Below are 15679 nucleotides of genomic sequence, written 5' to 3'. Positions count from 1 at the left end.
ATTTTTCTATTGATTAATGATAATTTTACCATCCAGGGTTTTGTACCAGATTAGGGTTAACTGTCAAATCATAAGTTCTAATTGGCCACAAATAATCACGCGGTGCTATAAAATTCTGGCTTAATACCGTTCTCACACGATAATAAGACTGCTCGTCAGGCTGGTTTACACTCCATGCCGTAATGGGCTGGTTAAACATTTCGGCTGCACGTTTCCACCTTCTGATATCCCAATAGCGGCTACCTTCAAAAGCCATTTCAATTAAACGCTCCTGTTGAATAATCTGGCGCATACCATCTTTAGTGGTATATTTTGATGGATTGGTTGAATAGTTCGTCCATGATGTTTCTACACCTTGTAAACCTGCCCTGGTTCTGATTTTATTAATATAATTATACACATCTGAAGAAGGGCTTGATAAAGTCTCATTTAGTGCTTCCGCATACATCAGATATAAATCTGCTAAGCGGACCTCCGGCCATGCATAAGTTCTATATGTTGCCCCGCTGTTGCTTTGCGACATATTCCAATCTACCACTTTCTTAACAAAATAACCGGTTTCGTTATACCAGCCAAAGTTATTTGCACCGGCCAATTGCGTAGATTTGGCTTCAACCGTATAGGTATTTTCATCAGAGCCTGAAGGGCTGTCATATTTGTACCAGGTAGCGCCGTCAAATGCTAAATCGGCATAAAAACGTGGCTCTCTGTCAAAATTTAACCTTGCAGTGTTATACCCCTCTTTGATGTAAAAACGCTCTGCTTTTACCGCTTTCCTAATGGTATAGCGATTACTGAAATCGAGTGTTTTATCTTCATTGATAGGCACCCCGTTCTGGGTATAGAACATTTCTGCAATTTTAATAGGAGGAGCTAATTGTTGTCTGGCTGCTCCTACCGGGATCGGATCTGAACCTTTCATTAAACGTGGCATAGCTACCTGTTGCATAAATGATGATAAACTATTTGGGTTAGCCCAAACATGCTCAGAATTTTGAGCAACTCTCTCCGTCAAAGCTCCTCTGATGGTAAGCTGCCTCAATGTACTGTCAGATAATTTAAACTGTGACCCAGGAAATTGATATAATTTAAATCCTGCACCTTCGGCTGCATCTACCGCAGCTTTTGCCGCATCCTTAGCCTTTATCCATTTAGTAGCATCGTATGTAGTATTAAAAAGGGCAACCCCATCTTTATCCCTGAAGCCTGCATAATCTGTATTTCCGTTAAATAAAGGACTTGCAGCCGTGAGGAGTAATCTAGCCTTAATTGCAAGTGCGATCGGTTTTGTAATACGCCCCAGCTCATTGGTCCTATCGGTAATAATCATGGGTAAGTTGGTTATCGCTTCATCCAACAAATTATTTACATAGTTTACACAATCATCAAAAGGCATCCTTTTAACTCTTACTTCCTCAACAGATGCATCAAGATTCAGATTTTTATCTACGATTGGAATCGGGCCATACATACGAAGCAGCAAAAAGTTATAATATGCTTTTAAAAATTTTACTTCTGCTATCCAGCGCTGTCTTTCATCCAATTTAAGATCCGGAACTTTGGTTTGATCCTGTACATTATCCAAGAAAATATTGCAAGTTCTGATCGCTTTGTATAAACCAAAGTTATCACCATTTCCCCCTCCCTGATAACGTCCATTCCATGCATCCATTAATGGATTGTCGGCATTCTGGCTACCTCTGGCTATACGCCAACCATAAGAAATAAATTCCCGCTCTTCTATATTTGACCAGATTTCATCCCCGGCCATAAACCCCATATTATATAATGGTTCGCCGTCTTTAGGCAAAAAGGAATAACAGGTAAATAAATACTTTTCTGCCTCACTTCTTAAGGTAAATGCATTGTCTATTGTGGCCACGTTATCAGGAACAATATCCAGATACTTTTTACACGAGCCCAATAAAACTAAACTCAGCATTAAAATGGTGGCAAACCCCATTAAACCAGGCTTCTTTTTATTTTGAAATAATATTTCGGTATTTTTCATTGTATTTTCTTTAACAATCTTTAAAAACTTAAACTCACACCTAAATTGTATACCGTTTGTACTGGGTAACCTAAACCGTTTCCACCCATTTCGACATCCCACAAGCTAAATGAACTAAATGCGGTAGGATTACTGGCATTTAAATAAAACCGGGTAGCCTTGATTCCAAGTTTGTTTTGGATTCTAGTTGGAAGATTATAACCAATCTCTACCGTTTTTAATCTTAAAAATGATCCATTACGCATCCACCAGGTTGATGTTTGATTATTATTAGCAACAAATTTATCGCTCAGTCGTGGCCAGAATGCATATATATCACGATTTTCTTCACTCCAGTGACTCTTGGCAATCACATCAAGAAGACCATTTTGCGAACCTCCGTTAAATACAAAAGGAGAAATATTTTGCGGATTGATAAAGAATGATGAACGGGCAGAACCTTGAAAAAAAGCAGAGATATCAAAACCTTTAAAGCCAAATGTTCCTCCAAAACCATAAATAATTTCTGGTGCTTGTGGTAATCCGATAGGCACAGCATCTGCTTCTGATATAATACCATCGCCATTTACATCTCTGTATTTGATATCACCGCCACCGTAATCAAGTCCAGGTTTACCGGCAAATTGCACAGGTGAATTTTTAGCTTCAGCATCGTCAACAAATAGCCTTTCTGCGATATATCCAAAAGTTTGTGTACTTGGTAGTCCTACACGGGAGCGGTATGCCTCATTTGTATTATAAGCAGGCTCATCGTTGATTAAGATTTTATTAGTGGCATAGGTAAAATTACCTCTTAATTGCAAATACATGCCGTTTCCAAAAGACTTATTATAGTTAGCCGAAAAGTCAACTCCCCTGCTTTCCATCTCATTGGTATTGGCCTTAACTGCCGCCTGAAGTCCCATTGTGCTTGGCACATATACCCTATCTGTTAAAATATTTGAGCGGTTTTGTTTATATACATCAATATTGAGACTTAATGCATCGAACAGGGTCATATCCAAACCAAGATTGAGTTGCTTAGATTTTTCCCATGTGATTAAAGGATTTGCATAACGAGAAATTGAGATACCATCTTTATAATAAAAGTTATTCTCCCCAAATGTTCCACCAAAAGATCCGTTATTCATGTTTACCTCTGAAAGATAAAAGAAACGATCCTGAGTTCTTCCAATTTGATCATTACCGGTTATCCCATAAGTGGCTCTTAATTTTACATTGCTTAATACACTGCTCAATGGTTTGAAGAATTTTTCATTTGAGATCAAATAACCCAAACCAAAGGATGGGAAGAAACCAAAACGATTATTTGCAGCAAAACGCTCCGATCCATTATAGCCAAAGTTGAATTCTGCCAGATAGCGATTATCATATCCATAAGTTGCACGTCCGGATACGCCCTGATTACGGGACGGCAACGACAACTGAAGACTTCCTGCGTTCGCAGCCAGATAATTCCTCATATTGGTAATCAACATTCCGGTTACCGCATGTTTCTCTTTAAAAGTATGATTATAATTTACAGCTACTTCTGTATAAAAAGTAGAGTTTAAACTTTTAGTTCCCTCTGAATAATTCAGATATTCTGTTCCGGTAAGTCCATACGTTGGAGGTGCACCACTGTTTAATAAGTTGAGCATAATATCTCCACCTGCCGGATTAGGAACAGCCGAATAGTAAAAAGGATTATAATTCCGCGCAATATCAAAGTAGGAATACCTGATTACGTAAGACATCAGCCGTGCACTTAAACCTGGCAGTACCCCTTTTAAATCTTGCTTTAGTTCAATTTGTGTTTGTAAGGTTGAAGAATTGTTATCCTGATATCCTTTAACCATTTCTGCGTAAGGATTAATATAAAGTGATCCACTAGGAGAAATTGCGTTACCGAATAGAGGATGTTTGGAATAGGGCTGATAACTAGCAGGATAAACTGCAGGGAACATTACCGGATTTGACCAAAGCGCCTGGTTAAATATTTTCTGACCACCATTAATCTTATTTCCGTTACTATCATATCCACCAACTGGGCCTCTGTAATCATCAAACTGACCATAAACCCTAATAATAGCTTCAGTGGTGTTGGTTAGGTTAATATTAACCGTAGATCTCAAAGAATAATTTCTAAGTTTGATGTTACTATTGAAATTATTGAGATCTGCCACTTTCAACACCCCGTTATCAATATTATAAGTACCCGAGATGTAATAGCTTGCTTTACTTCCACCACCCGTTACGTTCATATTATAACGTTGGTTAAATGTATAGTCCTTAATTAACTCTTTTATCCAGTCGTTATTTGGATATAAAAGCGGATTATCACCAGCCGCCGTAGCATCAATTTTAGTCTGCAAGTAAGGTAATATCGCCAATCTGCTTCTGGTCAAAGCTGCTTCGTTAGCAAGTTTCATATAGGTAACATTATCTGCGAATTTGAAATTTTTCGTATTACCGGATAATGATGTTTCAGCACGGAAAAAATATTTGGTTTCTCCAGCCTGTCCTGCTTTTGTTAAAATCAAAAGCACACCGTTTGCACCCCTGGCCCCATAAACTGCTGAAGCAGTTGCATCTTTCAACACGTTGAATGAAGCAATATCATCAGGCTGTAAACGTGCCATATCATTTTGGGTAGATTCTACACCATCAATCAAAATTAATGGATCTTGCTTACCAGCACCGAAACTGCCTAAACCCCGAATAAAAAAAGAAGCATTATCTGCACCTGGTTCACCGCTACGTTGATAAGCAATCATACCAGCCACCCTTCCAGCCAACATTGTTGTTAGGTTACTGGTTGGTCCTTTTAGCTCTTTTGGATTAATGGAAGTGATTGAACTGATTACGCTTTGCTTTTTCTGTGTACCAAAACCAACTACTGCAACATCCTGTAGGGAATTGGCATCAGGCTTCAACACCACATTAATTACATAAGTTCCATCGCCCGAATTTTCGTAGTCGATAACAGCTTTAGTTTGTGCTTTGTAACCTACCAAGGAAAAAAGTAATTTACCGGAACGGGCGACTTTTATGGTATATCTTCCCAGATCATCTGTAGAGATTCCGCGGCTTGTTCCCGAAACTTTAACGTTTACCCCCGGTAATCCGCCTAAAGTGTCTTTGACTACCCCTTTTACCGTTACTTCATTCTGAGCTGAGGCCGAAAAGCCTATGCCCAAAAATAACAGCATACTGAGCAGCGTTCGGAATACGCCTCCACGGAAAAATAAGCAGCCCGAAATCAGGGCATTCTTTTTGTAGATTTTTCTCATTTTTTGATTTTAGTTGAAATTGTTTGTTGATTAGTTTATTCATGAGCATACCAATCACCATATGGTCAAACCTTATGATGGCAGATATGCTTACTTTGCAAAACTCAGCTGAAAGCTTTTCTAGTTAGTGAAGAGCTTGATGATAAATTAGGCAAAATCATCCATTATAGAGATAACTATAAGCAGATGTTATTCCAATGTTTTTAATAGTTTGGTTTTCTTCATATGTGCATTATTATATTTGGTTGGTTGCAACAAATTAACTACTAAAATCCCTATCCGAGTGAGGGGCAATATGGTAATTTTTAGGGGCCAAATTAATATGAAAAGCCTATCCAGTACTGAATTAAACATATATCATCAAATTAAAACGTTTAAGTAACGTTTATTTTTTTTTGAAAAAATTATAACTAACGCATGAAGTTTTGCAGAATACAGTAAGTGGTTATAATACTTTGTTAAAGTTTAGATACCATTCCGTTTCGATGACACTATAATATAGCAGGGATTCTAAGTCTTCAATTCGATATTATGATCCAGCCGTCGCCAAAAGTTAAGATATACTTTACAAACCACTTTGTAATGGGCTTGTTGTTCTTATCTTTGTAAGCAATTTGGCATTGCCATTATTTGGTTAGGCAAAATCAGTCTGTAAGAAAAACTGTTAACCTTCCTTTAATATCAATCTTAGCATTAAAAACTACTTTAAAAACAATACATTATAATGTCTGACGAAAAAATAATCTTTTCAATGGCAGGAGTAAATAAAATTTACCCGCCACAAAAACAGGTTTTAAAAAATATTTACCTTTCTTTCTTTTACGGTGCCAAAATCGGGGTTATCGGTTTAAACGGCTCCGGTAAGTCATCCCTTTTAAAAATTATTGCCGGTTTAGATAAATCTTACCAGGGCGAAGTGGTTTTCTCACCAGGTTATTCGGTGGGTTATTTAGCGCAAGAACCGATCTTAGATCCAGAAAAAACTGTTCGCGAGGTGGTTGAAGAAGGGGTTGCCGAAGTTACCGCCATTTTAAAAGAATATGAAGAAGTAAATGAGGCCTTTGGTTTGGAAGAAAACTATTCTGATCCTGACAAAATGGATAAGTTAATGGCCAGACAGGGCGAACTTCAGGATAAAATCGATTCTTTAGGTGCTTGGGAAATTGATTCGAAATTGGAAAGGGCCATGGATGCCCTACGTTGCCCTGATCCTGACACTAAAATAGGTGTATTATCAGGTGGTGAGCGTCGCCGTGTGGCCATGTGCCGTTTATTGCTCCAACATCCTGATGTATTATTATTGGATGAGCCTACCAACCACTTGGATGCCGAAAGTATCGATTGGTTAGAGCAATTTTTACAAAATTACGAAGGAACCGTTATTGCAGTTACCCACGATAGGTATTTCTTAGATAATGTGGCCGGATGGATTTTAGAGTTAGACCGCGGTGAAGGTATTCCATGGAAAGGGAATTACAGCAGCTGGTTAGATCAAAAAGCAAAACGTTTATCGCAGGAAGAGAAAACAGAAAGCAAACGCCAGAAAACATTAGAGCGTGAGTTAGAATGGGTACGAATGGCGCCTAAGGCACGTCATGCAAAATCTAAAGCACGTTTAGCCAACTACGATAAATTAGCCTCAGAAGATGGCAGAGAAAGAGAAGATAAATTAGAACTCTTTATTCCTGCAGGCCCACGCTTGGGTAATGTGGTAATTGAAGCAACCAATGTTACCAAAGCTTATGGCGATAAAGTATTGTTCGATAATTTAAACTTCTCCCTTCCTCCTGCAGGTATTGTGGGGATTATTGGACCCAATGGCGCAGGTAAAACCACATTATTCCGTTTAATTACTGGACAGGAAGAAGCAGATGCCGGTACTTTCCGTGTAGGCGAAACCGTTGAACTGGGTTATGTAGATCAGATGCACAATGATTTAGATGCCGATAAAACCGTTTATGAAAATATTACCGATGGATTAGACAATATACAACTGGGTACTAAAGCCGTAAACGGACGTGCTTATGTTTCAAAGTTCAACTTTAACGGTGGCGATCAGCAGAAAAAAGTGGGTATTTTATCAGGTGGTGAGCGTAACCGTGTGCACTTGGCCATTACTTTGAAAAAAGGAGCCAATGTATTGCTACTGGATGAGCCGACCAACGATATTGACGTAAATACCTTACGTGCATTGGAAGAAGCCTTAGAAAACTTTGGTGGTTGTGCTGTAGTAATCAGTCACGACAGGTGGTTTTTGGATAGGATCTGTACGCACATCCTGGCTTTTGAAGGTAACTCTGAAGTTTATTTCTTCGAAGGAAACTATTCAGATTATGAAGAAAACCGCAAAAAACGCTTGGGCGATGTTACCCCAAAACGCATCAGATATAAAAAATTGAATTAATAAAAAGTCCCGATGAGAATCGGGACTTTTTTGTTTGAGATGATTGCGTTAATAAAAATTATAAATTGTTTTTGGCCGTAAATATTCTTAGAGACTGAAAATAAAACAACATTGATATAATATATGCTATTACAAAATTTATTATGAACTCATAATCACTTACTATTTTATCTTTAACTATGGAGCTAATAAGTACAAAAGCTAAAAAAGTTAAAAAAAAGCCCGTATTTGTTTTTAAGAATCTACTAAGTACTTTATTTTGCCTAATTAGGTGAATCAAAAAAATAGAGATTACTATTAATATATACATTCCAGGTAAATAGTAAAATAAGACCATTAAAAATAAATCAATAGGGTTAAAACTGGGTTGTTGAATCGTACAAAGTAATGAAAGTATAAAAATTCCAACTATCGCGACTAAAAAAGAATAAATAAATCGAATAATCATTTTAACAAATTTTAATTTGTAATACAGTATTTTACACTTAAACTCTAATGCACTTAAAAACTTGATCTCTTATTGCCACTACATAGATGGTTGGAAAGGATTTGGCCTTTGATTTTCTTTTGCTTTGCGTTTCCCTCTAAAAAAGAAGTACAGGTTAATAAACAGCATCATTCCAAGATAAATGGCAAAGCCACCGATTTTAGAACCCAATGCCTCAATTAAATTCCGGTAATCGTTAGCCTCTATCGTAATCTTCATAATGAGCAGCGCGAAGCCAATGTTCAATAGGTAAAAACCCGTTTCGAAGAGTTTGTTCGTCGCATTGGCAATCTCTTCTCTTCCCTTAAAAATATCTAACATATATACTTTACTGTTTTTGAACAGCGTTTTTGAAACATAAAAAGTCAAAAAAAGTGCAACTGGCAAATAAACTGCATAACCGATTAAAATTTTTGTCGTTTCCATAATTGAAAATTTTAGATTGTTACTTTATTAATTTATGAATGGTATTGGTAAGCAAATAGATATTTAAATAGTGAAGAATAGACAGGATGCAAACAATGGTGGCCACTTTTACCGCCATAACTTCTACAAGCTGCTGCGATGAAAGAATTGTCTCCCACCCTATTAATGTCATGGCACAGTAGCCAATATTCACCAGATAGTAAGAAACCAAAAGGGATTTATTAATCTGCTGACAGAGATCGAGATGATCGGGAATGAGTTCGGCCACAAAGATATTTCCGTTACGGTAACATATTTTTCCTACTACTACGATGATGAATACGATAACCGTTATAAAGATGCCATAGCCGAGTACATTGTAATCCATAACCAACAACTTTAAATTATTTAATTTTCAGAAAAAAAATGAAAGTATAGATTAAAAAAATAAGCCTCATTTAAGGGCATTATGTATAATCTACTATTTTATTTCCCTTTCATGAAGTAAAACTAAATAAAACTTATTAAACTTTCAAATATTATTGAAAATTCATAAAAACAAATTATCCCATCAATTTTATTCTAAAAAAATCAATATGAATGACATATAACTTTTAGGAGCTATCTCCTAAAAGTTATCGTCATTTAGAGCGGAGTGAAACGAAATCGAGATGACGACGTTTCTATTTTATATACACAATGCTAACCAATGAACTAATGACCAATGAACTTCTAGTGTCTATTTTTCAAAGCTTTTTTTATCGCCACATCTGTTACCTCTTCCATAATCTTATAGCCGGCCAGGTTGGGGTGAACACCGTCAACCGTTAATTCAGATCGCTGGCCACTGCGTTCATCAACCAATGGTGTCCAATAATCCAGTACGGTGTAATTTTTCTCTTTTGCATAGGCAGCAATCATTTCATTCAGGGAAACAATAATTTCAGCGGGCTCAATATTTTTATTCCATGGATATTGATAAACAGGCAGATATTTACAGAGTATCACTTTAATGTGGTGTAAGCGGGCCAGTTCTGCCATCGATTTGATGTTGTTCATAATCTTTTCGTTGGTTACATGACCTGTATTACCTGCAATATCATTACTACCCGCCAAAATAATTACCACTTTTGGCTTAAGGTTAATTACATCCTGCCGGAAACGGATAAGCAGTTGCGGCGAAATCTGCCCACTTATCCCCCTATCCAGATATGGGTTTTTAGTAAAATATTCAGGATCTTTCTGTTTCCAGAATTCAAAAATCGAACTCCCTAAAAATACCACCCGCTTTTCTTTTCGGTTTGAAGGAGGCAAAAGTTCGTTCTCTTTCTGGTACTTCGTAAGCGCCGCCCAATCATCGGCAAAGTTTTCTTTTTTAGACTTATTGTTTAAGGAATCTGCTTTCTGAGCCTGGGCAAACAAACTGCCTGTAGAAATCAGCAAGATAAAAAACAAGAATTTACTTTTCATGAGATAGGTAATTGGTAAAGGAGCGAAACGCTAAACTAAATAATCTGGGTTTAATTATTTTATTCGTCGGCATTAAAGTTACCATTCGTTTTACCTTTTTTATTTCCAAACTGGCTCAGGTTATAACTCAAGGTAGCCTGTACAAAACGGCTGATAAACCTTGTCCTGTTCTCGGAAATGGAGTTGTTGGTAATACTGGTACTAAAAAGTGCCCCCTGATTAAATAAATCGTTCGCCTGGACAGAAAAAAGGAGTTTGTTGCCTTTAAGGAACGAAGTATTTATCCCCATATTTACCAATAAAGGATTGCCGGCATATAAACTATAGCCAAAATTCAAGCTTTTAGAAGCCGATGCATTTACCCGAAAATGCTTGCCGGGGATCCAGCTGGCACTTCCACTCAAAGCCACCACCTGTACATTTTTAATGTTTTGGTTCATAACCGAATAGGTATTTGAACTGAAACTGTATGATGCACTGGTATTAAAAGAATATTTTTTCTGATTGAGGTTAAACCTAAATCCATTCGAAACATTAATGCCGCTACTCTTGTTCAATACATTATCGGTATAAAAAACATTGTGGCTGTAAGCAACATTCCCATTTATAGATAAAGACAGTTTATTATCAAGCATCCTTTTATTGAAAGAATAATTTCCACCTACATTATAAATGCCATTCACATTTTCGTAGGTGGTTTGTTGCTTTAAACTATTCAACGTATCTCTGAGAAAAACCGTATTACTCACCACGCTGTTGATGGCGAAAGTTCCCGATAAGCCGGCCATAATACTTAAGCCAGATTTCGTACTAAATTTATTAAAACTTAGATCAGCAGTGTGGCTCGATGTTGCTTTCAGGTCGGGATTACCAATAATCAGGTTCTGCACATCATTATTATTCCTGATAGGCTGCAGTTTGTTAAAATCAGGTGAGTTGGTATAACCATTATAGCCAAAACTCAGATTTCCATTGTCTTTAATCTGATAGCTTAAATTGGCCGAAGGGGAAAAATTCAGCTGATAATTTTTGAGTTCCTGCCCCGTGTTCTGGTATTTACCAATAATGATGCTTGGCGAAAAATTAAGTCCAAAATTATAACTGATCCGGTTGCTATTGGTATTGTAACCGATGCTGATATTCTGGTTAATGAAATTCGATACATAATCCTGCCCTAATGAATCGACCACAAAACTATTTCCTAATGGACTGGTAACCGATGTAGTCTGCAGGTTCCGGCTCCTGCTTACCGAAAAACGATAGGAAAAATTGATAAAACTGTATCCGCTAGTATCATTTGCCTTTTTTAAGGAGTTCGAAAACTGAATATTTCCGCCAAAGTTCGAATTTGAAGTATTGTTAGCTACCAAACGGTTTAATAACGAATCTTTAACCAGCACATTGGTGGTTTCATTATAATAGCGGATAATATCGTTAATGGTGCTGTTGCTATTTCCGCCACTGCTACCAAAGTTGAAACCCATGGATAGCGAACGTTTATTATTGGCCAAACGCCTCGACCAGTTGATACTTCCGTTAAGATTTGGGTTACTATTGCGGGAAGCTGAATTGGAAATAAGATCTTGCTTGATATAGCCTGTTTTATTGGAGGTGGAAAAAGCATCATTCCTGGTATCGGCCAAAGAGCCTGCCAGCGAAACATTGAAATAATTCTTTTTTGTAGCACCGTTTAACCCCAGGTTAATGTTATTGTTTAAAGAGTTGGAGTTATTGGTACTTTCCCTTAAATCGTAAATGGTTCCCTGAGGGTTAAAAGTTTCGAGGTAGTTGCTCTGAATGGATTTATTGGTACCATTGCTAAAATTATAACTCCCGTTAACGCTAAATTCTTTTGAAATTTTATCCCTGATATTGCCGTTCAAGGCACCATTATTCATCTGGCTGAACGCATTATTGGTAATGCCATAGCGACCGCCAAAACCAATCTGTTTTGTTTTTTTCCATATACTGCCGTTGGTTCCCAGATTATGCGCATTATTGGTGGCAGAATTCACATTTATTCCGCCAAAAACACCCTTATCCATGCCAGGCTTGGTAACCAGGTTCAGCATTTTTTGAGGAGTACCGATTTTAATGCCGGTAAAATTAGCTTCATCACCATAATCATCAATTACCTGTAGTTTGGCAATAATATCTGCAGGCAACTGTCTGATGTAATCTTCTACATTGCTGGTAAAAAAATCTTCACCATTCACCCGAAGCTTGGTCATTTTTTTTCCCATTGCCGTAACAGCACCTTTTTCATCAACTTCGATGCCCTGTAACTGCTTTAAAAGGTCTTCAACCTTATCGTTGTCCCTAATGGTATAAGCGCCGGCATTGTACTCAATGGTATCTTTTTTGATTTTAATGGGATCAACCTTTACTTTAACTTCTACATCTTCGAGGCGGATGCTTTCGGTTTTAAGTATAATTGGATCCAGGTCGGAACTTTTTTTGGAAGATTCGACTTCGTAAATTGATGCATAAGGTTTATAGCCCAATGCCGTTATGCTAAGGTAGAATTTGTTGTGGCCTACTTTTGGAAATGTAAAATTGCCCTTCGAATCTGAATTAGACCGTAGCGTATCTTTATCGGTAATCAATCGGATACTTACCCCATCAATGGGCTTTTTTAAAGAATCGATTACGCGGCCGCTTATTTTAAACTGAGACTGAGCGAGAGCGTTAAAGGAGAAAGTGATCAGTATAAAAAATAATAAAAAGCATAAATTATTGCTTTTTCTCATCCCTCGGACCTCTTTTATAAATTACCAGACCATTTAAAAAATTACGCAGGATCTGATCGCCACAGGGTTTAAAATTCTCGTGGTCTTCATTCCTGAAAATATCGCCCAGTTCTGCCTTGGTTACCTTAAATCCAACGAGATCGCAAATGGTTATAATATCCTCTGTTTTTAATGATAAGGCTACTCTCAGTTTTTTTAATATATCGTTGTTGCTCATTGTTAATTATTGAATGGTAGAATACTGAATTAGTGAATGTTGTAAGTTGTAATGTTATAAAATGCTACAACTTCGGACTTATCGATCTAACTGGCCACTTCTAATTTAAGTTTTTTCCCTTTAATTTTTTCGCCACTTAATGCTTTTAATAATTTCTCTACTTTGCTTCTTTTAACCGCGATGTAACTCGTAGTATCTTTAACTTCGATCAAGCCAAGATCTTCTTTTGTTAAATTACCTTTCTGCAAAAATAAACCTACAATATCAATTTTGTTAATTTTATCCTTCTTGCCATGTGCAAGATATAAAGTTACCCAATCGCTGGCTTCTGGTAATTTATACTGCTCTGATAAAACTTCTTCTTCAATATCATCCGGTAAATATTTATAATGCTCTTCTGTAGTTAAAATAGCATATGCCGTTCCCTTTGCATGCATCCTTGCCGTTCTACCGTTGCGATGGATATAAGCATCTTCGGTGTAGGGCAATTGATAATGTACAATGTGCTCTACTTCAGGAATATCGAGACCACGGGCGGCTAAATCTGTTGTAATTAAAATCCGATGGCTACCATTTCTAAATTTAAGCAATGCCTTTTCACGATCGAACTGTTCCATCCCTCCGTGAAAAACATCATGTCCTAAACCATTTTCATAGAGTAAATCACTTATCCGATCTACCGTTTCCCTATGATTACAGAAAACCAATGTATTTTTACTGCCTATTTTACTCAATAATCTGAAAAGATAATCTAATTTATCAGCCGTAGGTGCTGTTATTTTTTTGAGCTTTAGATCTGGCTTTGTCTCGATATTTTTTGAAAAATCGACTTCAATAGGTGCATTTAACTTTACGAAAGCAGGAATTTCTTCCATTTTGGTAGCAGAAGTAAGTATACGCTGTTTTAATGAAAGCAACGAGCCAATGATGTAAGACATATCGTTTTCAAAACCAAACTCGAGCGCCTTATCAAATTCGTCTAAGATTAAGGTTTCGATAAAAGATTCATCAAAGTTCTGATGCTCTAAATGATAAGCTATCCTACCAGGCGTTCCGATTAACACTGCAGGCGGATGCGCAAGGTTATTCTTTTCTATCCGCACAGCATGCCCACCATAACAGCAGTTTACTTTAAATGGAGTACCCATTTGTTTAAAAACCTGCTCTATTTGTAAGGCAAGCTCTCTCGAATGCACCAAAACTAAGGCTTGCACGCCCTTAACTCCGGCTTTTAAGTTGGAAAGTAATGGCAATAAAAAGGCCAGCGTTTTCCCCGAACCCGTTGGCGCAATCAATATCACATCTTTACCAGTCTTGGCTGCTTTTACAGAAGACTCCTGCATCTGATTAAGTGCAGTAATGTTTAATTTTTTTAAGGCATTTTCTATCATTCCGCCATAAAGGTAATCATTTCTCTTTAGGGCAAAAACGGCACTCTTGGTTAGGGCCTGAAAAATCTCTTCCTAAGTTTCCGCAGGGTAGAAAAGTTTAATCTTTTTTCGAGTAACATTAACATGTTACCACGTTTAGACATTGATGATAGCACTTTTTCGTTAACTGCATCAACCGAAGATAAAATCTTGTCAGCCAGTTCATCTGCAAATTTATTCGCTCTGCTATTTTGTAATAACTGAAGCTCTTGAATCAATTCTGCTCTCATAATTAAGAATTTTTAATGAATGTACAAATATTAACTGACCGAATAATAATTTGTTTCAAGAAATAATAAGTCCATCTAAACTATTATGAGTAACTTGTTGATAACTAACTTTTTGTTAGCAAATAAACAATCTGCACTTAACATATATTTAATTTTTAGCGCCTATTTTTATAAAAACCTGATTACCATTCGTTAACCTCAAAAACTCAAATGTATGACGTGGAAAAAATTTAGTGGTGAAATTATTCAGTCTTCAATCCTAGAAGAAGTAGAAAATGCGATTATCAGAGAAACAGAAAATGGCTATAAGCTTAAAGTTTGCATCGGTACCGATTCGCAGGTTAAAGGGGCAGTAACCGATTTTGCAACCGTAATTGTTCTGTTAAGAGAACATCATGGTGGTTTTATGTATATCAACCAGGAAAAGAGCTCACAACAGGTAAGTATAAAAGAAAGAATGTTAATGGAAGTACAAAAATCTATTGAAACAGCTTACTCTATTTGCGATTTACTTGACATTTATGATGTTGCACTCGAAGTACATGCCGATATCAATACGAGTCCATCGTTTAAATCAAACAAGGCGCTTAATGATGCCATGGGATATATTTTAAGCATGGGCTTTATTTTTAAGGCTAAACCAGAAGCATTTGCAAGTTCAACCTGTGCCGATAAAATGGTGCATTAGCATAAATGCTTTGACAAATTTCTTATCCAAGTGTTAAAAATTTGTCAAAGCTGGTTGTTTTAATACAGAGTTTATTTTTCTTGGAAAGCAAATTGCAATATCTTTTTGGTTATTGCAGTCTTGCCCTAGCTTCTGCCGATTGAAATATCGGCATTTCGCTTCGGGTTTAAGTGACTAAAACCGTACAACTTTGCGATAAAAAAAGATGTAAATAGATTAGCATACCCAAACTCTGCGATCTCTGCGCCTTCATTATGTGAACTTTACGATTAAACCTAAACTATTCTCAACAAAACTGCATCTTTATTGTTGTGC

The 15679-nt window shown here is 37.0% G+C and carries 11 protein-coding genes; 2 read left to right on the top strand and 9 right to left on the bottom strand.

Annotation, left to right across the window (positions count from 1 at the left end; all coding sequences use genetic code 11):
* Positions 1 to 25: 25 nt before the first annotated feature.
* Positions 26 to 2011, bottom strand: coding sequence for a RagB/SusD family nutrient uptake outer membrane protein (locus HDC90_RS04730; protein WP_221451788.1), 1986 nt, complete (start codon positions 2009 to 2011; stop codon positions 26 to 28).
* Positions 2012 to 2031: 20 nt separating this feature from the next.
* Positions 2032 to 5283 (bottom strand): TonB-dependent receptor, encoded by a 3252-nt coding sequence (locus HDC90_RS04725; RefSeq protein ID WP_184464366.1) that lies wholly within the window; start codon positions 5281 to 5283, stop codon positions 2032 to 2034.
* A gap of 724 nt (positions 5284 to 6007) precedes the next feature.
* Between HDC90_RS04725 and ettA the strand changes: the two genes are divergently transcribed.
* Entirely contained in the window at positions 6008 to 7687 is a 1680-nt protein-coding gene (ettA, locus tag HDC90_RS04720; RefSeq protein WP_184464364.1) for an energy-dependent translational throttle protein EttA, read from the top strand.
* Positions 7688 to 8213: 526 nt separating this feature from the next.
* Here ettA and HDC90_RS04715 read toward each other — a convergent pair.
* The 7 genes from HDC90_RS04715 to HDC90_RS04685 all read right to left on the bottom strand — a co-directional run bounded on the left by HDC90_RS04715 (position 8214) and on the right by HDC90_RS04685 (position 14676).
* Positions 8214 to 8600 carry a hypothetical protein gene (locus HDC90_RS04715; RefSeq protein WP_184464362.1) on the bottom strand — a complete coding sequence of 129 codons (387 nt, stop codon included), beginning with the start codon at positions 8598 to 8600 and terminating at the stop codon, positions 8214 to 8216.
* Between the two features lie 19 nt (positions 8601 to 8619).
* The gene (locus HDC90_RS04710) at positions 8620 to 8967 is read right to left on the bottom strand and encodes a hypothetical protein (RefSeq protein WP_184464360.1); all 348 of its coding nucleotides are present in this window, start codon (positions 8965 to 8967) and stop codon (positions 8620 to 8622) included.
* A gap of 344 nt (positions 8968 to 9311) precedes the next feature.
* On the bottom strand, positions 9312 to 10049 hold the full coding sequence (locus HDC90_RS04705) for a GDSL-type esterase/lipase family protein (RefSeq protein WP_184464358.1): 738 nt from the start codon (positions 10047 to 10049) through the stop codon (positions 9312 to 9314).
* 59 nt (positions 10050 to 10108) lie between these two features.
* Positions 10109 to 12799: an outer membrane beta-barrel protein gene (locus tag HDC90_RS04700; protein ID WP_184464356.1), complete on the bottom strand. Its 2691-nt coding sequence runs from the start codon at positions 12797 to 12799 to the stop codon at positions 10109 to 10111.
* Positions 12783 to 13016: a DUF1456 family protein gene (locus HDC90_RS04695; protein WP_029274124.1), complete on the bottom strand. Its 234-nt coding sequence runs from the start codon at positions 13014 to 13016 to the stop codon at positions 12783 to 12785. Before HDC90_RS04695 ends, HDC90_RS04700 begins: the two co-directional genes overlap by 17 nt.
* Before the next feature lie 86 nt (positions 13017 to 13102).
* Positions 13103 to 14407: a DEAD/DEAH box helicase gene (locus tag HDC90_RS04690; RefSeq protein ID WP_184464354.1), complete on the bottom strand. Its 1305-nt coding sequence runs from the start codon at positions 14405 to 14407 to the stop codon at positions 13103 to 13105.
* A 50-nt stretch (positions 14408 to 14457) separates the two neighbouring features.
* Positions 14458 to 14676 (bottom strand): hypothetical protein, encoded by a 219-nt coding sequence (locus tag HDC90_RS04685; protein ID WP_184464352.1) that lies wholly within the window; start codon positions 14674 to 14676, stop codon positions 14458 to 14460.
* 214 nt (positions 14677 to 14890) lie between these two features.
* Here HDC90_RS04685 and HDC90_RS04680 point away from each other — a divergent pair, with 214 nt between their 5' ends.
* Entirely contained in the window at positions 14891 to 15364 is a 474-nt protein-coding gene (locus HDC90_RS04680) for a ribonuclease H-like YkuK family protein (RefSeq protein ID WP_184464350.1), read from the top strand.
* Positions 15365 to 15679: the final 315 nt, after the last annotated feature.

Source organism: Pedobacter sp. AK013 (assembly GCF_014205835.1).
Classification (GTDB): Bacteria; Bacteroidota; Bacteroidia; order Sphingobacteriales; family Sphingobacteriaceae; genus Pedobacter.
Note: the sequence above shows the minus strand (reverse complement) of the source record. Positions and strands in the feature narration are given on the sequence as shown.

What these genes read in the sequence shown, in the direction of transcription:
- HDC90_RS04730 (WP_221451788.1), bottom strand. Translation starts at nt 2,011, where the DNA reads ATGAAAAATACCGAAATATTATTTCAAAATAAAAAGAAGCCTGGTTTA.
- HDC90_RS04725 (WP_184464366.1), bottom strand. Translation starts at nt 5,283, where the DNA reads ATGAGAAAAATCTACAAAAAGAATGCCCTGATTTCGGGCTGCTTATTT.
- ettA (WP_184464364.1), top strand. Translation starts at nt 6,008, where the DNA reads ATGTCTGACGAAAAAATAATCTTTTCAATGGCAGGAGTAAATAAAATT.
- HDC90_RS04715 (WP_184464362.1), bottom strand. Translation starts at nt 8,600, where the DNA reads ATGGAAACGACAAAAATTTTAATCGGTTATGCAGTTTATTTGCCAGTT.
- HDC90_RS04710 (WP_184464360.1), bottom strand. Translation starts at nt 8,967, where the DNA reads ATGGATTACAATGTACTCGGCTATGGCATCTTTATAACGGTTATCGTA.
- HDC90_RS04705 (WP_184464358.1), bottom strand. Translation starts at nt 10,049, where the DNA reads ATGAAAAGTAAATTCTTGTTTTTTATCTTGCTGATTTCTACAGGCAGT.
- HDC90_RS04700 (WP_184464356.1), bottom strand. Translation starts at nt 12,799, where the DNA reads ATGAGAAAAAGCAATAATTTATGCTTTTTATTATTTTTTATACTGATC.
- HDC90_RS04695 (WP_029274124.1), bottom strand. Translation starts at nt 13,016, where the DNA reads ATGAGCAACAACGATATATTAAAAAAACTGAGAGTAGCCTTATCATTA.
- HDC90_RS04690 (WP_184464354.1), bottom strand. Translation starts at nt 14,407, where the DNA reads ATGATAGAAAATGCCTTAAAAAAATTAAACATTACTGCACTTAATCAG.
- HDC90_RS04685 (WP_184464352.1), bottom strand. Translation starts at nt 14,676, where the DNA reads ATGAGAGCAGAATTGATTCAAGAGCTTCAGTTATTACAAAATAGCAGA.
- HDC90_RS04680 (WP_184464350.1), top strand. Translation starts at nt 14,891, where the DNA reads ATGACGTGGAAAAAATTTAGTGGTGAAATTATTCAGTCTTCAATCCTA.